The sequence below is a fragment of the Sulfurimonas sp. genome (genome assembly GCF_032250635.1).
Lineage (GTDB): Bacteria > Campylobacterota > Campylobacteria > Campylobacterales > Sulfurimonadaceae > Sulfurimonas.
The window spans coordinates 1-21,945 of the sequence record NZ_JAVVFL010000004.1 but is presented as its reverse complement, the minus strand read 5'-3'; the positions used below and the strand labels follow the sequence as shown (position 1 = coordinate 21,945).

At 40.8% G+C, this 21,945-nt stretch carries 18 protein-coding genes and 1 pseudogene; 1 reads left to right on the top strand and 18 read right to left on the bottom strand.

Going from position 1 to position 21,945, the window contains the following annotated elements:
• Positions 1–36 precede the first annotated feature (36 nt).
• The 13 genes from RQ763_RS00605 to RQ763_RS00545 all read right to left on the bottom strand — a co-directional run bounded on the left by RQ763_RS00605 (position 37) and on the right by RQ763_RS00545 (position 16,730).
• Positions 37–633, bottom strand: coding sequence for a DUF4136 domain-containing protein (locus tag RQ763_RS00605; protein ID WP_314150487.1), 597 nt, complete (start codon positions 631–633; stop codon positions 37–39).
• 19 nt (positions 634–652) lie between these two features.
• A complete protein-coding gene (gene ccsA, locus RQ763_RS00600; RefSeq protein ID WP_314150486.1) occupies positions 653–3,814 on the bottom strand; it encodes a cytochrome c biogenesis protein CcsA in 3,162 nt (1,053 codons plus the stop codon).
• Between the two features lie 96 nt (positions 3,815–3,910).
• On the bottom strand, positions 3,911–4,462 hold the full coding sequence (locus tag RQ763_RS00595; protein ID WP_314150484.1) for a hypothetical protein: 552 nt from the start codon (positions 4,460–4,462) through the stop codon (positions 3,911–3,913).
• A 10-nt stretch (positions 4,463–4,472) separates the two neighbouring features.
• Positions 4,473–6,536, bottom strand: coding sequence for a cytochrome c3 family protein (locus RQ763_RS00590; RefSeq protein ID WP_314150483.1), 2,064 nt, complete (start codon positions 6,534–6,536; stop codon positions 4,473–4,475).
• Positions 6,533–7,546, bottom strand: coding sequence for a 6-bladed beta-propeller (locus tag RQ763_RS00585; protein ID WP_314150482.1), 1,014 nt, complete (start codon positions 7,544–7,546; stop codon positions 6,533–6,535). The genes RQ763_RS00590 and RQ763_RS00585 overlap by 4 nt, the downstream gene beginning before the upstream one ends.
• A gap of 12 nt (positions 7,547–7,558) precedes the next feature.
• Positions 7,559–9,337, bottom strand: coding sequence for a hypothetical protein (locus tag RQ763_RS00580; RefSeq protein WP_314150480.1), 1,779 nt, complete (start codon positions 9,335–9,337; stop codon positions 7,559–7,561).
• 7 nt (positions 9,338–9,344) lie between these two features.
• A complete protein-coding gene (locus RQ763_RS00575; protein WP_314150479.1) occupies positions 9,345–10,277 on the bottom strand; it encodes a peptidylprolyl isomerase in 933 nt (310 codons plus the stop codon).
• 13 nt (positions 10,278–10,290) lie between these two features.
• A complete protein-coding gene (locus tag RQ763_RS00570; protein WP_314150478.1) occupies positions 10,291–11,394 on the bottom strand; it encodes a 6-bladed beta-propeller in 1,104 nt (367 codons plus the stop codon).
• Between the two features lie 99 nt (positions 11,395–11,493).
• Entirely contained in the window at positions 11,494–12,237 is a 744-nt protein-coding gene (locus tag RQ763_RS00565) for a cytochrome c3 family protein (RefSeq protein ID WP_314150476.1), read from the bottom strand.
• Positions 12,238–12,427: 190 nt separating this feature from the next.
• Entirely contained in the window at positions 12,428–13,450 is a 1,023-nt protein-coding gene (locus RQ763_RS00560) for a cytochrome c3 family protein (protein WP_314150475.1), read from the bottom strand.
• A gap of 6 nt (positions 13,451–13,456) precedes the next feature.
• The gene (locus tag RQ763_RS00555) at positions 13,457–14,647 is read right to left on the bottom strand and encodes a cytochrome c3 family protein (RefSeq protein WP_314150474.1); all 1,191 of its coding nucleotides are present in this window, start codon (positions 14,645–14,647) and stop codon (positions 13,457–13,459) included.
• Positions 14,648–14,680: 33 nt separating this feature from the next.
• Positions 14,681–15,031, bottom strand: a complete 351-nt coding sequence (locus tag RQ763_RS00550) for a c-type cytochrome (protein WP_314150472.1) — start codon at positions 15,029–15,031, stop codon at positions 14,681–14,683.
• A gap of 283 nt (positions 15,032–15,314) precedes the next feature.
• On the bottom strand, positions 15,315–16,730 hold the full coding sequence (locus RQ763_RS00545; RefSeq protein WP_314150471.1) for an aldehyde dehydrogenase family protein: 1,416 nt from the start codon (positions 16,728–16,730) through the stop codon (positions 15,315–15,317).
• 72 nt (positions 16,731–16,802) lie between these two features.
• Between RQ763_RS00545 and RQ763_RS00540 the strand changes: the two genes are divergently transcribed.
• The gene (locus RQ763_RS00540) at positions 16,803–17,198 is read left to right on the top strand and encodes a thioredoxin family protein (protein WP_314150470.1); all 396 of its coding nucleotides are present in this window, start codon (positions 16,803–16,805) and stop codon (positions 17,196–17,198) included.
• On the opposite strand, the gene RQ763_RS00535 is transcribed toward RQ763_RS00540, so the two are convergent.
• The 5 genes and pseudogenes from RQ763_RS00535 to RQ763_RS00515 form a co-directional block, all read right to left on the bottom strand.
• Positions 17,195–17,524 (bottom strand): YraN family protein, encoded by a 330-nt coding sequence (locus tag RQ763_RS00535; protein WP_314150469.1) that lies wholly within the window; start codon positions 17,522–17,524, stop codon positions 17,195–17,197. The two genes, RQ763_RS00540 and RQ763_RS00535, sit on opposite strands and share 4 nt — an antisense overlap.
• A complete protein-coding gene (locus tag RQ763_RS00530; RefSeq protein WP_314150468.1) occupies positions 17,525–19,588 on the bottom strand; it encodes a molybdopterin oxidoreductase family protein in 2,064 nt (687 codons plus the stop codon).
• 40 nt (positions 19,589–19,628) lie between these two features.
• Complete coding sequence (locus RQ763_RS00525; protein ID WP_314150467.1) at positions 19,629–20,363, bottom strand: SDR family NAD(P)-dependent oxidoreductase; 735 nt, start codon at positions 20,361–20,363, stop codon at positions 19,629–19,631.
• Between the two features lie 5 nt (positions 20,364–20,368).
• Positions 20,369–21,628: a homoserine dehydrogenase gene (locus tag RQ763_RS00520; protein ID WP_314150466.1), complete on the bottom strand. Its 1,260-nt coding sequence runs from the start codon at positions 21,626–21,628 to the stop codon at positions 20,369–20,371.
• Between the two features lie 176 nt (positions 21,629–21,804).
• Positions 21,805–21,945: pseudogene (locus RQ763_RS00515) on the bottom strand (alanine transaminase); the annotation flags it as partial.

Sequence of the window (21,945 nt, the reverse complement as noted above, 5' to 3'; positions counted from 1 at the left end):
ATATTTGACATCTTTTTTAAAAGATGTCAAACCTCACTATTTCTTTAACGGAAAATCTTTAAAAAGCTCAGATATAACTCTGTTTAAATAATCACTCTTCTCTTTCTGCGTATAATCTTTTGAGAGCTCATCTCTTGCTATTCCCTGCCAAACTACTCTGTTTTCTTTGACATTAAAAACCTCTAGGATTAACCTGCCCTCTTCATACTCATTTGTTCTTGTGGTAACCCTTACATCAGGCTCCATCACCATCGCACCCGAAGCATAGGTACCAGGATAAGCGCCTATAGGTCTGATTGCTCCAAGATACATATATGGAACAGGTCTGATACCTATAGTTTCATAGTTTGTCTCTACTTGCGACTTCTGCTGGACATCAAGATGCATTATGACGTAGAAATCTGCAGCGCTTTTCTCTACGTTTTCATAGCCTTTATTCTTCATGTAGGCAGTTACCTGTCTGCTTATTCTGTCTCTGCTGAAATCTCTTCCATCATTTTGGTTTTTATAGACAACCGCAAATGATGACAAAGCAGAGAAATCATGCTTATCATCATAATCAACCTGCACCTCCAGCGTAGAACACCCGCTCATAAAAATAGCTGCTGCCAGCGCAATAAACCATCTCTTCATAATACACCTCCCAATAAGTCTATTTTTCCTTTAAAGGCTTTACCTTAACCAACTTGTCGCGGTTAAACGATGCCGCAACAACTACAAGTGCAATAACGGCAATAACGTAGTATATCCACTCCGGAATCGGAACCGGATCACCTGCTGCGTATGAGTGCATGCCAGAGAGGTAGTAGTTAACGCCAAAGTAGGTCATAATGACCGAAGAGTACGCGATAACCGATACTACATTATATAAAAAGTTAGACTTTAGCATAGGCACAAAGCGCATATGTGTCGCAAAGACATAAACCGCTATAGTTACTATTGTCCATGTCTCTTTTGGGTCCCATCCCCAGTAGCGCCCCCACGATTCGTTTGCCCACACGCCGCCTATGAAGTTTCCAATAGTTAAAAGCGATAATCCAACTATCATAGACATCTGGCTAATGCGTGCCGACTCCATTATATTAACGCTAATCTGCTCACGCTTGCTCTCATTTCCAAGCATTATATAAAATATGAGCGATATAAATCCAAGCAGCGTACTAAGCCCCAAAAAGCCGTAACTCGCAGTTATTACAGATACATGCACCGTCAGCCAGTTTGATTTTAAAACGGGCACCATTGTCGTTATCTGCGGGTCAAGCCAGCTCAGATGCGCTACAAAGAGCGTAATGCCTGCAAAAAGTCCTGTCGTTGCCACGGCAAGCTCCGAAGATCTTGCAAACAGAATTCCCGCCAAGATAATACTCCAAGAGATGTAGAGCATCGCTTCATATCCATTGCTCCAAGGAGCATGTCCCGCTACATACCATCTAAGCCCTAGAGCAAACGTATGAACCACAAAAGCTACCACAAACAGAACAAGAATAACACGCATAGTAGTTGTCAGGTTTAAGTTTGGTTTTGCCAAACGAACAAATATAAGCACAAGCAAAATAAGTCCCGAAAAGAGATAAATAGGGTATAGACGCTCAAATAGTTTAAGCTTGTTATAGAGCAGCTCCGCCTTTACAACAGTGTTGTTTGCTATTAGATCAGGGTTTATTTTGCGCTGATACTCTTTTATGTCATCTATCGCTTTATCAGCACCACTCCAGTCACCGTTTTGCAGACCGTTTGAGAGCCCCAAAGAGTTATTTCTAAGAAGATTTAGAACCTCTTGAGCAGCTTCGGGAGGGAAGGTCTCGAGTGCCTCTTGCGGGTAGTACCATTTTTTACTCGCATCTCCTTTTAGGGGAAAGACCTTCATAAAACGGCCTGAATAGACCATATAGGCAACATTTACCCTCTCATCAAGCTTGATAAGCTCTTTTTCAAATGTCCCTCTCTCTGCGGGGCGTTTTCTAAGCGCCTCTTCTGCGTGTGCGCCGAGTATATACTGACCACGTTCGTCAAACGCTCTTTCGTAGGCGAAAGCATTCTGTGACTCTTGCAGACCAAGCAACTTCTTTAACTCAGGATGAAAGACCTTTATCATGTCGACGCTCTTCCATGCATCCGGATTTGTCGCCATACCGAGTATTATCTGGTTATGACTCTGCCCAAAGAGAGTGTTTTTGCCCGTTATCTTGTTTAGATACTCCATGCTCAAAGTATCAAGCGGTTTTATCCTTCCATCAAGGCTCTGAACAAGCAGAGTACCGAAGTGGTGGGCATGAGCTTTATCTATCTTCTTAATACTATCCGCATCAACCGATGATGCCGCTAGAGGTGTGCCGCTAAAAATAGAGAGCGCAAAAAACAGAGCAGCAGCCCAAGCCGAAGCCTTATACTCGTACTTCATGCGTGCCAACTTTCCAAAATAACTATACGGATTTAAAACATTCAGAACCATTCCTATAGCCAGCATTAAATATCCCAAATATGTAGGCCATTTTCCCGGATCATGATTGACCGAGAGTATAGTTCCTTTTTCATCTTTGTCGTAAGATGATTGGAAAAATAGAAATCCGCCGTAATCAAGAACGTTATTCATAAATATTTTATAGTCCATCTTCACACTGTTTTTTTCATCAATAAGCGTTATATAACTCTCATACGAAGAAGGGCTCATTGAGCCTGGATATTTATCCATAACAAAATCGTTTAGCTTAAGAGCGAAGGGCAACTCAAGTATCTTTGCTCCCCACTCCAGAGTAAGCTCCATATCCTCAAAAGCAAGCACTTCTGTAAAACCTTGATAACGCTTGCCTTTTCCCATAAGTGCGACTTCACGCTTCTGCCCATCATACTCCACATCTACTATAAGTGCGGAGAGAGCATTTTCATCCATCTTTAGATCTTGCTTTGCAGTTTTTCTATACTCCTCTTGGCTTATAACTTTTACCACACCTTTCTCATAAACTTCTTTGGCAACTACCTGAACGCCTCTGACATTGTAAAGCTGCCCTGCATCAAATGGATACTCCATTCCCGCCTTGTAAACTCCACTTGATTGATCACTCATTTTTGTCCAGCTCACATCAACATTTGATACAAAAGTTATACCGCTTGGAGAGCTCATAATATAAAGTGCTGGCTTATGCGCCTGCACCTCTTTATCAAAATAAACTGCCAAAGGCCCGACATCAAAAAACTCTCCACTGCTTATAGAGTACCTCTCAGGTCCTTGCGGTGCCATAATAACAAGTCCTGCAATGGGCTTTCCGTTTGGGTCTTCTACCACCTTCTTTACCGCTTTTGCTATAAAATCTTTATATGAGACACTAAGCTTTTTCCCCTCAATATCCAAAGATTCACTAAAGCTTCTTCCACCAAGTTCCGACATATAAACCACTTCATGCTTTATGAACTCTTTATCCCCTTTTTTTGCCTCTATCTGCAAAAACGCATCGGAGGAGATCATCTTCTGCTCAGTTACGCCTTCGCGAATGTGCATAACTCCCTCATAACCAAAGTATCTCGTTAACCCTGAACCGAGGAGTATAACGATAAAACCGGCATGAAAAATAAATGTCGGTAACTTCTTTTTTTGGTACATCTTATAACGGATAATATTTCCCAATATGCTTATTCCAAGCAGTATTTGAACCGCTTCAAACCATCTGCTGGCATAAATGACAGCCCATGAGGTATTTACCCCATAGTCATTCTCTATAAACGTTCCTACGGCACTTGCAGCACCAAATATTAGAATCAAAACAACCATTAATTTCATCGAAATTAAAAACGACCAAATTCTACTAATGTAACTCATATTTTTCCTTGAGAGTGATAAAGATGCTTCAAAGTAATATAATACTTTGTAATATCTTATGAAATTTTAGTTTAGCACAGAGATACAACACCACGGTTAATGGGTTGCTATTTTACCTTTAGAATTTCCCCCTGATGTATCATCAAGAGGCTTCTCCTTTTTCTCATCCACGGAAGGCTCATGCGTATCTGGTTTTACAAAAGTCTCTTCTTGAAGATTTTCAACAGCGATGATCATCCACTGTCCGTGATGTTTTTTTAGCGTATATTTTACTTTGTAAAAAATGGTTGTAGGCTTAAGCGCATAGTCTCTCTTTACCAAATCCGCATAGGCATATGTCCAGTTCTCCAAAGTTCTTATCGTTGCGTTCTCTTCGTTGTAAGCTATCGGAGAGAATCTAAGGTCATTTATCTCTGCAACCATTGCAAGGTTGCTAAATTTCCAAGAGTCCGCCCATACCATCACCTTAAAATAGAGCTCTTGGGGGAGCATATCTTTTAAAAGCTTTGTATTGCCGCTTTTAGTCATCTTGATAATCCCATAGTTGTACTTTAGTAGAGCATCTTTTATGCGCTTGTCATCATTTACATTGGAAGTTGCAAAGCAAAACGGAACCAAAAGAAAAAACAGTATTAAAATCCTCATCATCTTTTCTCCGTCACGGCATCAAGTTAGCGTCATATCCGCCGGCATTAGTACCATGACACATACCGCCGCCTGCATGCGATGAGTAAACATCATTAGAATCGACCATCGTATATGCATTTTTGCGATATCCACCTACAGTTGCAAGCTTATTTCCACCGTAATTATATGGAGCAGGAAAAGAACTGTACCCAAATAATCTAGAGAGAGGTGAACCATGAGGTATAGCTACATGGCACTGTACACACTGGAACCCTCTGTTTGCCATCCTGTTCCACCAATCCGTATGCGGTCTGTCAGGGTCATGGCAGTTCTTGCAAAAGAGCCCAGCATCAGTATTGTTTTTTAAATCATCCATGGTATAGAGCGTAACGCCGTCGGGCTTCATGGGCCAGTACTGATTTACACCTTTTAAAATATATTTAAGATTTGAACCATGTGGACCCTTAGGATCTCCCCCAAGTTCGTTATCGGCACCGTGACAGTCAGAGCAATACATAGTGTTTAGCCCTGGATTCTCTTTCCACGGCGTCCATAGCTGAGTAGTGTCAAGCTCTTTTGGAGCGTAGCTTCCGGTACGTGCAAGCTGGTTTATAACAACTGGGTGACCTGATTTGTTGTTTATGTTCATCTCCCATGCCACATCAGTCAAAGGAGTAACCAAATCACTTGGAGAGACATATCCTGAGGTATTAACTCCATTAACTGCGTCACCTATTCCCCAGTAAGAGTGACATTTAAAACAGATCTGGTACTCCTTCTCCGCACTCTCCATCGTCGTAAAAGTAGTAGGCTGTGTCCAAGCAGTCGGCCATGTTGGCTCAATGCCCGTAACACCCTGAAGCACATTAGATACAAGGTTTGTCGAAGCTCCCGGAGCTCCATACCATGAACCATCTACTATGTGTGTACCCGCACGAGCACGGTGAGGGTTGTGACAATCCATACATACCGCGTGTTTATTAGTTGCCCAGTCCATGCCTTTATATCCAAGCGGATCCGGATTTCCGGTTCCATAGAGCGCATCTAGGTTTGTATGCTGTGTTCCTGGAAGGTTGTCTTCTGCCAAAACAGGATGTGTATATGCTCTGCTGAGAATAGACTTTATATCTTTTGCTCCGCCGACACCGTGGCATGCAGCCCCCGCTTCACTTGAAGCAGCTCCTTGAAAGCATGTCTGCTCCAATACCTGTCTGTTTAAGTATCCGACTCCCTGCCCGTTGTGCGGAACGTGACAGTTAGCACACCCAAGCTCTCCGACTGCACCCGTTCCATATCTTGCAATCAAATCCGCGTCCGTATATGTAGGAGTGCCTGGAGGTGACTGATGAACGCTCCCAACCCAAGACGTTTTTTCATGGCAAGAGGTACATGTACCGACAAAATTTGCGGCATGATTTGTTCCACTGTCAAAATGTAAAAACTTGCTATTTTCTTTATGCGGATCATGACAAGATGAACACTCTACGTATTTTCCGCCGTACCCCGGATACTCAAACAGTTTTATAGGAGTATCTGGAGTGGCTTTTAACTCCATAGAGCGGATTCCGCCATTACCGAAAGTCTTGCTTATGGTCGAGTCATATTCAACTCCAACGGGGTGGTGATGAGAGAGATCCGTGCCTATGAACCCTGTTGCCGTGTCTATTATTGTACCGTCAGGATCAACGCCCCCCATATCTATAACCGCTCCGTCATAATCATATCTTAGCTTTGATACCGCACCGATAGCAATAGTTCCGTCATGGCAGCTTAGACACTGTCTAGAGAGTGCACCCGGAGTATCATTATCTGAACCAAGATTGGCGGCAATAGAGGGATAGCCCATACGTCTTAGATATTCACTGTCATACATAACGTAATCTGTTGTCGGCATACTTCTGTTCCAAAGAGGCTTGCCAATAGGTTGTGAAAAGTGCGGGACATGACAAAAAACGCACACTTCTGTCTCTATTGTAGCTTTTGCAGTTCCAGTTCCGCCGACAGATAGATTATGTTTAGTGTTGACTATAGAAGCAGGTAACTGAGTAAGCCCCACTAGTAAGAAAGCGAACAGTGCAAAGATTAAGTATCTCATTTTGAACTCCTTGTTTGTTCTGTTTTAATGAGTCTAAAAATCTGAATACGCCCATTATTTACATCTGTAACATGTATAGTATTTTGTGATGTTATAGAGATGTCTTCGGGAAGAGAAAACTGACCTTTTTTGTCTCCGTAACCTCCAAGAACCATCAAAAGCTCACCCTCTTGGTTAAATATCTGTATATTGTTAAACATAGTATCACTTACATATATATTTCCGTGAGTGTCAAGAGATATGCCTCTTGGGGAGCCAAAACTTCCTATCTCTTGTCCAAGCTGACCAAATTTGCTTATAAAATTTCCATCTTTGTCGAATATCTGCACACGATGGTTCATAGAGTCTGAGACATAAAGATTACCGTTACCTCCCACATCCATAAAAGTAGGTCTGTTAAACTCTCCATTACCATTACCTTTTTTGCCTATAGAACCAAGATACTTGCCCTTTAGAGTCGTTACATGTATCTGGCTGGAGACTGAATCTACCATGTAGAGTTTTTGCCCATCGGCACTTATGGCAAGTCCCACCGGTCTTTGCAATTCTTTTGGCGCAATGATATGACTAAAATCGCCATCATCTTCAAACACAAACACTTTTGCTCTTACAGAGTCAGATACATAGATATTTCCGCTCTTGTCGGTTACTACATCTATGGGGTATAAAAACTTCTCTTTTTTTGAGCCCTCGATTGTAATAACTTTGCTCTTTTTTTTATCAAATATATGAAGTGCTTTGTGAGATATATCTGTTACATATACTCTCTCTTTATCTGCATGCGTTCCAAAAGGAGAGTAAAGCGGTTTATCTTCCTCTCCAAACAAAAAGTCAAAAGCTTTTGAGAAGAACCCTTTTTCAATCCCAAAATCTTTATAATCTCTTATGGAAGCAACATACTCTATTTTTGCCTCATCAGGAGGCGGAGGCCATACAAGCGTTTGTGCATCTTTGGCATAAAGGGCATCAATACTCACAATAAAAACAATTATATATATAAAATTTCTCACACTCTGCTCCCTCTAAAATGTTCTCGTTAACTGTACTCTAAAAATAGAACGCTTATTTTCTATAGTTCTATACACACTATCTATCTCACTCTTATTATACTGATATCCCATTAAAAAAGTAGTTTTTCCGGCGCTAAAAGTTAAATTTGCATTTCCGGAATGTTCAAGTGTATTATAAATTTCACTTATCCTTGCAGAGGCGTCAAACTTCCAGTTTTTAAACAGACGGTAGTTTAAATTTGCCTCTGCTCTTGGATCAACCCTGCTTGAGCTTACGGCATCGCTTTTTGTATTTATATACTCTGCTCCTACACGAAACCCTACTCGCCCTCTAACACCGAGTCTAAAATTAAAGTCAAGCGACTCCATAATATTTGTCTGTGAATAAGAGCTTTTTGTATCCCCTTCGTCAGCTGATGGTTCAGCTGACATATTGGTTTGAGTGTATCTTGCAGTTATATTGTTGTTAAATATGTCAAATATTTTAGATAAAAAGTATATTCCAAAGTTGTATCTCTGCTCCTCTCTGTCTGTGGAGTAGAGCGAGTGAAAATATCCGCTAGTGAGTGTTAAATCTGAATTAATTTTTGGGAAACTTTTTTTTGCCCTCGCATTTAGGCTAATATCGTATCTCTCCGTGCTTGTTTTTGTCGAGGTGCTGTTTCCATCATAGATGCTTTCAATATTTGAATCATTTTTTTGAACTCCTGCTCTACTTGTTAAGTTAAATGGCATATCTGAAAATATAGTTGTGTCATATTTGTGTGTAGCATCCAAGTTAACATAAGAGTTGCTCCCTTTTGAAGTGGGGCTGTCGTAAAAAAAGAGCATAGCTCCCTCTGAGAGTGTAATCGTCTCTGTTAGCCGATAATTAAATCTTTGATTTACATTTACGGAGTCAAAAACATATTTTTGACCTCCTAAAGAGTCGCCGTACTCCATCGTCGTACCGAGTACGGACAGATATGCGTCGTAATCCGCCTCTTTTGGTCTCCAATTCAGATCTACGCCTGCATCTATCGTCTCCCTTGCATAATACTCATCATTTTCATATGAAGCTTTAGAGTTAAGGGTAAAATCATCGGATGCTCTCCATGTGTGAGACAAGTTAAGCACGTCTTTAGTCTGGCTGACACTGATTATCTCATCATTTATGTAATTTTGCTCATTATCCAATATAGAGTGTAAGTAATTGGCTTTCATATTATGAGCACCTTCGCTATATCTAAATGAGCCGCTATAAGCTGTAGTTTTTGTGTCTTGAAGCCTGTCTCTAAATTCTGCGGTTGTCTTTGTCGTCGTTGCGCCGTATGTAAACATATATGGATTAAAGTTTAGCGAGCCTGTTGCGCCCTCACTTTTTGTATCATACGCATAGTTAGTTGTATAAGCGCTATATACGGTATTTATCGGTCTCTCTGACTTATTTGCGTATATGGTAAAAGGGAAATTTGTATCTTTTATAAAATTCAAATTTACTTTATAATCTTCCCCATTACTATTTTGCTTGATTGTTTCAGTATCTCTTGTAACTTCCTCTTTATCAAATCTCAAAAGAGCTTCTATTTTATAATCAAGAAGGCGCGGACTGTAGATATTACCTGCATATCCAAGTTTATACTCCTGCAAAAAATTCTCTTTTGAGTTTTCGCTTCCGCTGTTTATATAGTTATCATCTGTATATAAAAAATTAAGACTACCGTAAAAACCTCTGTCGGGGAACTCATTTGCACTCAGTTTTAGGGCTAATAAAGAGACCGTACATAACCAAAACAGAGTTTTTTTTTGCATTTCTCTATTACTTCACAATCACCGAATTTTGCATTAACCTCTTAAGTAACTCACTTTTTCTTCTACTCTCTTCCTTCTCTTTAAGATCTTTTGCAAGTCCATCTTTTATCTTTTCGAATGAGAGTTGATTTGGAACTAGTTTATCTTCCACCTTCACTATAAAATAACCAATGTCCTGCTCGATAATTTTGCTTGTCTTGTTAATATCCATAGAAAATGCCACGTCTTCAACAGCTTTTTGGAGCCTGCCTCTATGAAGGTAGCCCATATCTCCGCCTTTGATTCTGCTCATCGCCGTTGAGTATTTTGCCGCAACATCAGCAAAATATTCCCCCTCCTCCAACTTTTGAAAAGCTTCGTCAATTCTTTTCTTTGCCTTCTCTCTTCCTTCTGGATCTTCTGGGTTGTTTCTTACATGTATCAGCCTAACTCTGACCTTTTCAGGCTCTTTAAACTTATGCATATTTTTATCATAGTACTCTCTTAACTCTTTATCGCTAATCTCTACTTCAATTTCTTGTTTGTATAGCTTTTTTAAAACTTCGTCTTTCTTAACTGCATCTCTAAAAGTAGCTTTCGTAAACCCAAGTCTTTTGATTGCCCCTTCAAATAGATCTTTTGAACCGTACCTTGCCGCAAGATTTGTCATTACCTCGTCTATTTCACTCTCAGTTGTATTGATATTTTTTGATAAAGCATAACTGTACAGAAGAGTCTTCTCTATAAGCGATTCTAACGCTTGTTCTTGCAGATTTTTTAACTTTTCCTCATCGATACTAGAGTGAAAATATGCCTTTGGAAGAAGTTTTCCAACCTCTTTGTCTCTCTCATCTACCGATATAGCTATACCGTTTACGACCGCGACAGTAGATTCCGGTAACAATGTTTTTTCTCCAAAAAGAGATACCGCCAACGCGGCAATTAAAAATAATTTATTCAATACTCAACCCTGTCTATTTTTCTGTTTTTTGTTCTGTTTGCACTTTTGGAGCAGACTTTAATTCACTATATCTTTGAGGATTTTTCTTTTTCCACTCCTCACTTACATACTGAAAAGTCTGTACCCTGCCGCTAAATCCGTCAGCTATTACTATTTTGTCATTCTCATCTATATAAACTCCTGTTATCAGACGAAACTGTGCGGGACCGTAGCCTCCGCCTCCAAAATACATAAGCAGACTCTTGCCGTATTCGTCAAAAATCTGAATATTGTTAAAGGCGCTATCAGCTACATATATATTACCCTGGCTATCTATTCCAACCCCTTTTGGCCTTGCAAATGTTCCGGGTTTATTTCCCACATTTCCAAATTTAGTAATAAATTTACCCTCTTTGTCAAATATCTGCACGCGGAAATTTTGCGTATCTACAACTACTATATTTCCGTTTCTCCTGTCAACTGCAATGTTTGTAGGAAAGTTAAACTCAGCGTCCCTTGTTCCTCTTTGCCCAACACTGTAGAGATGCTCTTTTGTAGCGATATCATACGCCTTAAACTGATGTGCCTTCGTATCAACGACATAGAGTCGGTGCAAATTTTTATCTATTGCTATTCCTGTAGGAGAGGCAAAATCGAGCCTGTCTCCAAGCACAAAGTTTATATTTCCGTTTACATCGTAGCCCTTTATCTTCCTATCTCGTGAATCACTGACATAGATGTTTTTATCCCTGTCAAATGCAATTCCAACGGGAGAAGAGAGTCTCCCCGCGCTACCGTTTCCTATAAACTCAAGCTTTCTTGTCTCTTCATCCATTACAAAAACAACATCTGAAGCCGTATCTGCTACGTAAACTTTGCCATTTTGCAAACCTACTCCGTAAGGCTTAATAATGTTTGATACTCTCTTCTCACCTTTTTTATCACCTAAAAAAATATCAAGTGCGTTCGATGTGTCCTCTTTCGCGCCGGCTCTGTAGGTAGCAAGATATAAAATCCTCGGCTCTTCAGGATACTGTGGAAATACAATGGTACGCTCTACTTCAACCTCTTTTGTAGCACAGGCTTGAAAAAAAAGCATAACTGTTATAATTTGAATTGAAAAAAGGATGGCTTTCATGAGAGACTCCGACTTTGATATAATATAAAAAAACATTATAACAAAGAAAGTATAATGGGAAAATGAGCAGTAGAGAGATTTACCCTCTACATACTTATTTTATTTATCGTGGCAACCTAAACAGAGGTAACTATTTGTATTCGTATGACGAAGGAAGTTAACCTCGGTATCTGTTCCTTGTGTCTTTCCTCCGTTGTGCGGATCGTGACAACTTCCACACTCAACCTGAGTTGAACCTGCTCCACGCAGAAGATCTTCGATAGTCGAAGCACCGACCCATGCAACAGTATCGCCTAATGACGTAAGTATCGTAGTCTTTAATCTAAGCCCTGCTGTTCCTTCTGTGTAAACAATCGAGACCGGATGATCGTTTGCTAGATTAGGACCACCCACAGTAGTTGTTCCTGGAGTACCACCGATGTTACCGCCGTACTTAATCGTTAGTCCTGTTACTATATCATTAGTACCTGCAACTGCATTCATACCCGAACCAGGAGCATTTACTATAGAGTCTATAGCACTTACACCGTCATGACAACTTAGACATGCCAACGATGGACTGGCAGGTGTTGCATCTGTAGCTGTTCCCGCTATTGTTGAACCATACATCGTAAATGTACCAGTCGGCGTAGCCTTATTCCACAACGGTGCACCCGTAAAAGCAGTGTTAGCTGCGTGAGGCGTATGGCAATACACACATATCTCACCATTATCCGCAGTAGCACTATCCAAACTAATATTCGCCGACAAATCATGTGGACTACCACTAATCGAACCTGCAAAAGCAGACGAAACACTAAACACCGAAGCCGCTATCATTAGCTTTATTTTATTACTAATCATTTTGTCCCTCCCAAAATAGTATATAATTTTTTGTAATACTATCTTCTATTACAAGTATAACAATATATTAATAAAGTACAATTAAAAGACAATCAAAATAGCAATTGATTCAAGTCAAGTTACTTTTTGTAACAGAATTGTAAAGAAAGTGTAAAGTTGTGATATTTTTGTGATGATTATAACTGTTTATTTACTTCTTGTGGCATCTTTGACAGACGCCGTAAGGCATTGTACCTTTCATGCGAAGCAAAAATATACCTGCAGAACCGTGCGGATTGTGACAGCTGCTGCAGACTAGTTCACGTCCGGGACGAACAGGGTCTTCCCTCCCTCTTGTAGGGTGTCCTCCGCTCTTGGTACGGCGCCCAAAGCCTATTTGAGGTATAACATGTTGTCCGCTAGCCTTTTCCGAATGGCAAGTTGTGCAGAGATCCCAGATTGATTTTCTAAGGAAAAACTCGTTGTCTGAGCCGTGCGGATTATGGCATCTCTCACATCTACCATCATTTACAGGTCCATGCCCGAACCTGTTTCTGCTCCAATCATCAACAGTGTCATGACATTCGCCGCATGTCTTTGCAATAGGGTCCGGTGCCAGATACTTTGAAGCACCTTTATGTTGCATGTTGTATTCGCCGAACTTCCCGTTATGACAATTGGTGCATAACCAGTTGGCAGCCGGTGCATGAGTATTTTTTGTGCTTATCATCCCCTTGTGGCAATCATAGCAAGTAGTCTTTGTCACATCTTCAAGAGCCTCATTGTTTGTCGGTACGTTTGATTTCATATTGTGACAAGAGCTGCACTTGTTCTCTTTTTCATCCTTGTGAAAAAATCTCAACGCGTACTCTTCTACCGTGTACTCGTCAAGACCCTCAAAGAGCTCAGACAAAAAGTAGAGTTCTCTGCTCTCTTTTCTAACCTCTTTTGAGTCTTTGTAAAGAGTTACCATAACCCTGTTTTCTCCTGGACTCAGCTCGATTGTTTTGCAGTATGTATCTTTTTTGGGCTTTACTTCTAAAATATTGGTTACATTGTTATCTTGTTTTATTACTATAGTATCCACTTCATCAAGTGTAGCGTTTATAACAAAAGTGCTGCTCTCTCCCACATAGCGTGTTTTGTCTTTGGGCATCTCTATGGAAGATAAACTCTCCTCAGCATTGCCGCAGAGTGCGGCAAATAAAAGAAGCGGGAGGAACAGAGGTTTCAAATCATCCTACTTTAGGTTGACTTTTGGCGTTACTTTATCGTAGTGACGACGAGCGTGACATGCAGGTGCACATGAACCGCCGTTTTCGGTCTCAATAAAACGAATAGGGAAGTTAATCTTGCCAAACTTCGTCTTTGCTCTTAGGTGGTGCGGGTACTCTTTTGTACCGTGGAAATCGTGACATGCACGACATGAACGTCCTTTTTCTTTGTTGACGTGAACAAAGTGCATATTACTAGAACCGTTTCTAAAGTTTGTAGCCGTTGTCGTATTCTCATCCATAATCTTCTCTTTTTCATGACACTGAAAACAGATGTAATTATCTTCTTCAAACTTCTCATAGAACGTTCTAGGAAACGGCTTGTTAAGCATACTCAGGTTGTTTGAACCGTGCGGATTGTGACATGCAGCGCAATCTCCCCAGAGTATAGGACCGTGCCAATCAGGATTGTTCTCTAAGTGCTTTCCTATGTTTAGAAGTTTATCGCCGTTTTCATCTCTTGTAAGAGACTCACTATGGCATGATAGACACAACTCTTTTGAAGTATCTTTTATTAAAAACTTAGGGTTCGTCGAACCGTGAGGGTCGTGACACTCTAAACACTTTCTAGGTCTATCGAGCGCACCATGCTTGTCAGTTACGGTACTTGTCCAAATCTCTTTGTCAACATGACACATAACACACAAGTCTTTCTTTCCGTCAGCCTTTAACTGGTAGAGATGGTCTTCTGTGTGCGGGTCATGACAGTTGGTACACTGGTCTTTTACCGGCGGGTGAATATTTGGAGTATCACGCAAAAAAGTGTCTTTGTCTTGATGACATGACGTACAAAGCTCATTTATGCTTGATGCTACCAAAAGTTTTGCATTATCAGACTCATGCGGATTGTGACATGTCGTACAAGCACCTGCCGCAACAGGACCGTGAATAAACTTTTTTGTATCTTTTGCTTCGTGACACATAGCACACAACTCAGGGGGCTCCATTATAAGAGCCCCCTCCCCCTTTGCATCTGTATGACAAACGGTACAATCACCCCACTCAAATGGAGGATGTTGTACTTTTTTCGGCGACTTTAACTCCGTGCCGTAAAACTTCTCAGCCTCGCTCAAAACAACTTCCTGCGCAAAAATGTTTACGCATACAAACAGCAGAACAACTGCTATTTTTGATATAAAAAAACGTTCAATTTTCATCTTCTCCCTTTCCCCTTTTTAACTAACCTCGACTTAAAACGGTCTATCATTTGCAGAAACTATATATGTTGCAAGAGCTTGCATATCCGGATCAAAAAGTGTTCTGATCTTTACAAGCTGTGGATCCATAACAGGTGCGCGAGCAGGATCAACAATTGCAGGAGCCTGACCTCTAAGATATGAAACAAGCTCAACCTCTTTGCCCAAATAGCCTCTGGCAATTGTTGCGAGCGACGGCCCGATTGTATCCATATCAGCCTTGTGACACACCGCACACCCTTTTGCATCAAATATCTCTTTACCCTTTTGAGCACTGATGTCCTGCGCCCAAGAATTGCACAAAAAGAGCGCTAAAATCGAGAATCCTGCCATTGCCTTTTTCATCTAAAACACCTTGTTTTGAGTTAACTTTGACCGATTATATCATAACTTTTTCTAATTCTAATATGGATTTGTCATATTTTTTTTTCTTTTTTTTGTAAAAAATAAATGGTAATTGTGCCCAAATAATCTATGCCTAGAAAGCTTGTTTGGCGTGGAAAAAAGCACTTCTGAGTATGTTTTAACACACAGAGAAAAAGTGCTCTTTTAACAGCTTTTGGATTTTATATTACAAAAAATATTTTTTCTTTTTTAGTAATTTTGTAACATCTATAAGCTTCTACTTTTAGCAGATAACGACGCTTTTTATCTCGCTCATCTCTTCAATGGCAAAACGCGGACCTTCTCGTCCCACACCGCTAAGTTTCACTCCGCCGTATGGCTGAATATCAAAACGCAAAGTAGGCATATCGTTTATAACTACCCCACCTGCATCAAGCTCATAAATAGCACGTTTTGTCAGGCTTAAATCATTTGTAAAGATTGAAAATTGAAGTCCATATGGAGAGTTGTTTATACGCGGGAGTGCATCATCAAAACTCTCTACTCTAACCAAAGAGACAATCGGTGCAAAAACCTCTTCACACACAATCGCCATATCATCACGAACATTAGCCATAACACATGGATAAAAAAGCCTTCTATCTACGCGAGGAGGCAGTATTGCGGTTGCCCCCTCTTCTATGGCACTCTCAACCCAGCTCATAGCTCTTTTGCATGCCTCATCATCGATAAGCGGTCCCATAAACGTCTCATCATCATACGGTGAGCCGACAACCAGCTTTTTTGTCTCATCTGCCATCTTTTGCGCAAATGCATCATATATTTTTGCATTGACATAGATGCGTTGCAGCGATATACAGACCTGACCGGAGTTTACAAAAGCACCGATAGCACATCTTGAAGCCGCCAAATCCAGATCCGCACTCTCATCAATATAGGTCGCCGCATTGCCACCAAGCTCTAAAGAGACCTTTTTTATTCCTGCGCTCTTTGCAATTATCTCACCCACAGGAACACTTCCCGTAAAGCTTATAACACGCGGTATATCACTTGAAACCAGTGTACCTCCGACCTCTGCATCACCGTAAACGACACTGAGTGCATCTTTTATGGCATATTTGCTCTCGATAAAGAGTTTTGCAAATTTATACGCCGTTAAAGGAGCTTCTGGAGTCGGCTTTAATACAACTGCATTCCCCGCCACAAGAGCGGGTGCGAGTTTATGCGCCACAAGATTGAGCGGAAAATTAAAAGGGGTAATCGCCACGACAACTCCTGCACTCTCACGCAAAAAAAAGGCTGTTGTCTTCTTCCCGCTTGGCATTGCATCTGTATTGATGGTCTCTCCATGCATCGTGCGCATCGTCTCCGCACAAAGAGTTATGGTCTCAATGCAGCGCTCCACCTCTACTCTTGAAAAAGCAATAGGTTTTCCTACCTCATCGGTAATGGTTTTTGCCATATCCTCTTTAGTATCTCTTAACTTTTGCGCAACATCTAAAAGCCAGCTGCATCTCTGTGCAATCGTACTTTTTCTAGCCTCTTTAGCTGCCTCTTTGGCGATAAGAAGCGCTTTTTTTGCATCATCCGCGTTGCAAATCACAGCCTTGGAGACAACTTCACCGCTGTATGGACTTAATCTGTTTGTTAACTCTTGCCTTGATGTTTCCTGTGAGCCAAAATAGATATTTGCTACCATAAAATCCTCCAAAACCCTTTGTATTTATGTTATTATAGTATAAAAATAATTTCTGGGATATTTACAAATAAGATGAAAATTTTTATCTCTTTATTTATACTATACTCAACTCTTTTTAGTACAGAGCTAAACTGGTTAAATGATTATGATGAAGCACTTGCAGAGGCAAAAAAACAAGAAAAAGGTGTCTATCTTTTCATCGGTGCTGATGAGTGCAGATGGTGTGATAGATTTAAAAAACTCACACTCTCAAACCAGAGAGCAATCGATAGACTTGAAGAAGAGTATGTGCTTTTGTACCTCTCAAGAGACAGACACAAAGTACCTAAACAGTTTGTGACTAAAGGCGTTCCAAGACACTATTTTTTAACAAACAGAGGTGAGATTATACATGCTGACAGAGGAAGCAGAGAGGTTGATGGATTTTTAGACCTCATCGAAGAGGTAAATCTTAAAAAAGCGGATTAGAGCGTTATGTTCTCTATAAACTCTACTTTTTGCTCTGCAACAATTAAGGCATCAAGAACAAAATCTAGATCTAAAGAGCTCTTTTTCATATAAACATAAGCCGTTTTTATGATTTTTGAGAGCTTGCTTTTTGTAATATTTAAAACCGCACTCTCATAATCAACCCCACTTTTAACCTCTACAAAGTGCAAAACATCATCTTTTATGGCGATGATATCTATCTCGCCGAAGCGGGAGTAGAAATTTCGCTCTACAATTGCAAAGCCATTGTCTCTAAGAAATTCGCAAGCAATATCTTCTGCTGCATTTCCTTTTGCTCTGCTCATCTAGAGGTTTACAACTTCCACTTTTACAGATTTAAAAGCCGCCGTCAAAATAAGCTCGTCGCTCTCGTCTCCAAAGAGCGCATTTATCTTGGAATCTGCATAGTGAAATGTCACAAAAAGAGCTTTTGGCTCCACTTTGTCCGTAAATTTTACTTTTAGCGGTTTTGTCTCTCCATTCTCTGTTCTTAAAATAACGCGCTCGCCCTTAAAATCATCGGCATCAGAGCTGTTTACAAGCAAAATATCCTCATCATATCTATCGACCAGACTAGGTGTCTGTTTTGTCTGTGCCGCATTGTTGTACATGGCAATTGTTCTGCCAGTTGTTAGGTAGTAGTTTCTCTCTTTTTTCTCAATGATCTCTTGCACCATATTGCGCAATTTGTACTGATGGTAGTGAAACTCTCCCAATCCGTCATCTGTTCTAAAATCAAGCTGATGCAAAATCGGAGTATCTTCGGTATGGACAGGCCACTGAAGCCCACGTTTGCGATGTCTCTGCATTCTTATATAGCTAGCTCCGCTAAAGCGGCGGTATGCAACCTCTCGCACCTCATCCCAAATCTCGTTTGAGTTTTTATAGGCACTTTTTCCGCCCATTTTGTTATCAAGAAGCTGCAGAACTTCCCAATCATCAGGCAGGTCAGACTCTACTAGCGGTTGAGACAAGTGAAGACGGCGCATTGCATTGACGTAAACGCCTGTTTTTTCATACGCTGACTTTACACCTATGACAATATCGGCTTTTGATGTTATGTCGGTCATAAAGAGCTCTTGAACCATGATAAACTCTAAGTTTTGTATGCCTCTCTCAACTTTGTTTATGTTTGGATGGATGTGTGTCAGATCCTCTCCGATATTTAAGACAGCCTTTAAGCGCCCCTCTAGCATCTCATCGACAAGCTGTGGCGTCATCAAGCCAACCTCTTTTGGCTCTTGATAATCGGGGTCATAGTAAGGAAGCATCCCCATATCGCATGCACCCTGAACATTATTCTGCCCGCGAAGCGGCATAAGCCCTGCTCCTGCTTTTCCAATATTTCCAGTCATTAGTGCCAAGTGCGTTATCGCCATTACCGCGTAAGAACCGTCTGTATGCTCAGTAATTCCAAGTCCCCAAAATATCATAGACTTCTTAAGCGCATACTCTCTTGCCACTTTTGGAATCATCTTGCTAAGCTCTTCATAACCCTCAATATGCTCAAAATATTTCGGATTAGCGTATGGGTCATTTAAAATCATCTGCTTAAACTCTGCGAAACCTTTTGTGCGCTCTGCAATAAAGCTCTCATCGTAAAGCTCTTCGGTAATAATGACATGTGCGAGCATATTTAAAACAAGCAGATTTGCCTCATAAGGCATAATCGCCTTATATTTTGCAAAACGATGCAGCTTTATTTCGCGAACATCAAAAACAGCCAGATTGTCATGCTTTTGCGCCATATCAACAATACGGTTGGCAATAATAGGGTGTGCTTCTGTCGTATTTGAACCTATGACTATCATAAACTCGCAATTGTAGATGTCATTGTAAGGGTTTGTCGCGGCTCCCTCCCCGATGGTGGTACGCATCCCTTTTAAACTCGGCGAATGGCAGACTCTCGCGCAGTTGTCTACATGCGGAGAGTTCAACGTATGGCGTGTAAATTTTTGAAAAAGATAGACACTCTCGCATGAGGTTCTAGCCCCTCCGATGGAAGCTATGCTTTTTCTGCCGTATTTAGCCTGAATCTCTTTTAATTTCATGGCAGCAGCAGTTGTGGCACTCTCCAAGTCACTCTCATACCAAACGTCGTCAAAATCAACTAACGATGGTGCAATAGCCTCTTTTATGGAAGGATTTTTATCTAAAAAACTCTTTTTGATTCTTGGAATTCTAAGTCGCTCTTTTGAGTCGACAAAATCAAACCCGTACTTCCCTTTTATGCAGAGCTTCCCCTGCGAGACGACTCCATCTTTGTGTGCGAAGATCTTCTGGATCTTGTTATCTTTTACATGTGCGGCTATATCGCACCCAACCCCGCAGTATGTGCAGACGCTATCTATTGTTTGAGTATTTTCCATGATGTTTTTTTAACTTTTTGGTGGTTTTCAATGGGTAATATTAGCGAAAAAGATGTTTAATAATCTTTTGTTTTAAAAACAAGGGAAGATATTTAAACAGAAGTATCAAATAGTAAAATCTTCTCGGAAAAGCGTAAAATCTTTTCTCTTTATCTATTGTTCTCTTTATGATCTTAGCTCCCTCTTCGGTGCTTAGTAAAAATGGCATATAAAACTTGTTCTTGTCGGTGAGTTCGCTCTTTACAAAACCAGGAAGTATGTTTAAAACCTTTATGCCTTGCGGCTCGTACTTGTATCTCAGCCCTTCGGCATAAGCATTCAGAGCTCTTTTGGATGAGCTGTATACTTTTGAGCTGGGCATAGAGAAGAGAGATGCCAAAGAGGAGATAAAGACGATTCTACCGCTCTTTTTTTCTAAAAACTTAGGAAGAAGTATTTCAAGTATGGCGTGGTTTGAGAGAACATTAACATCGTAAAGTCTTTTAAACTCCTCAAAAGGGGTTATTTCAAGTGAGTGCCCGAGTGAGATTCCGGCATTTAGGATAATCATATCTACATCTTGAAGCTCTCTCATCTTCTGTTGTAGCTTATCAAAATCGGTTACATCGCAAACTATAATCTCTACTTTTTTTGTAAGGGGTGATAGTTCTGTTTGGAGTTTTTGAAGTCTATCTTCTCTTCTGGCAAGCAGATAGAGTTCGTTCTCTTTTGAGGCATAAAGTCTTGAGAGAGCTTCGCCGATTCCGCTGCTAGCTCCAGTTATTAGGATTTTCACCTTTTTTATACAATCCTGATCATAACAGGTCTAAAGTTCACAAACTCCAGCTTCTCAAGCGAATCTATAAGGTTTTGTATATCTCTCTCAAATGCGCAATGAGTAGAGATAAGAAGGTTTGCGCTCTCTTTTGAAGATGGGCGCTGCAGCATGGTCTCTACCGATATGTCGTTGTCTTCAAACATTTTGGTCACTCTTGCCAAAACACCTTTTTTATCAGAGACATTTATACGCAGATAGTACTTTGATTCAATATCTCTTGCTGGCTTTAAAACTAGCCCGCGCTCCATCGGCTTGTCAAAACCGAGCATAGGTTTGCTCTTTCCGCTTCTTGCAATATCGATAATGTTTGCCACAACGGCGCTTGCAGTAGCGTCTCCACCAGCACCAGATCCGTAGTAGAGTGTCTCTCCTACTTTATCGCCGACAACGCTGATACCGTTCATAACGCCGTCTATCTTTGCTATCATCTCATCTTTGCTTATCATGCTTGCATGAACGCGAAGCTCCACCATGTTTGCATCTTTCTTGGCAATGCCTAGAAGCTTTATGGCATATCCAAACTCGTTTGCAAACTCAACATCATCTTTTGACACGTTCTCAATGCCCTCAATAAGAATATCTTCAGGCTTTGCATCTATGCCATAAGCAATACTTGCTAAGATTAAAAGCTTGTGTGCCGCGTCATACCCGCCAACATCAAAGGTCGGGTCTGCTTCCGCATAGCCTAGCTCTTGAGCGCTTTTAAGGGCATTAGTATAGCTCATGCCGTTTTGAATCATCTCGGTTAGCATATAGTTGCTCGTTCCGTTCATAATCCCCCTGATAGACTCTATATGGTTTGCGGAGAGTCCATCGCGAAGAGCGTTGATAATAGGGATACCACCTGCGACACTTGCCTCATACTCAAAAGCAATATCCTGCGCAATCTCTTGGAGTTCGTAGCGGTGGTACGCCAAAAGCGCTTTGTTTGCAGTTACTACGGCTTTACCGTTTTTGAGTGCCTTTTTGACTATCTCAAAAGCCTCCTCGACACCGCCCATAAGTTCTACTACAATGTCGATCTCGTCGTCATTTAAAATATCATCGACGTTGTCTGTTAGCTTTATATCTAAACCTCTAGACTTGTTTATATTTTTCACAACTCCGCTTTTTACTACTATATCAACTCCGGCGCGAGCAGAAATCACATCAGCATTGTCTCTTAAAATCTGTGCTACACTCGTTCCAACAGTTCCAACGCCTATAATTCCTACTTTAATCATATCAATTCCTTTAATTTATTGCATAAATTTAAGGGAACCCTTTTATCCCCATTCTCTCACGACAGAGGAAGTATACCCTCAAGGGGCACCTAGATTCCTCTATCTACGCTAACGCTTGGTTTTCCCACAGAGAGTCTTGCGACTGCTTCGGCAGGAAGCCCATCACACCAGTGTGATTATTTTTTCTCTTCAAATTGTCTTAAAAACTCTTTTATATTTCTTGCCGCTTGACGGATTCTGTTGTCGTTTTCTATAAGAGCTATACGAACATAACCCTCTCCGTATTCGCCAAAACCGATACCCGGAGCAACCGCAAC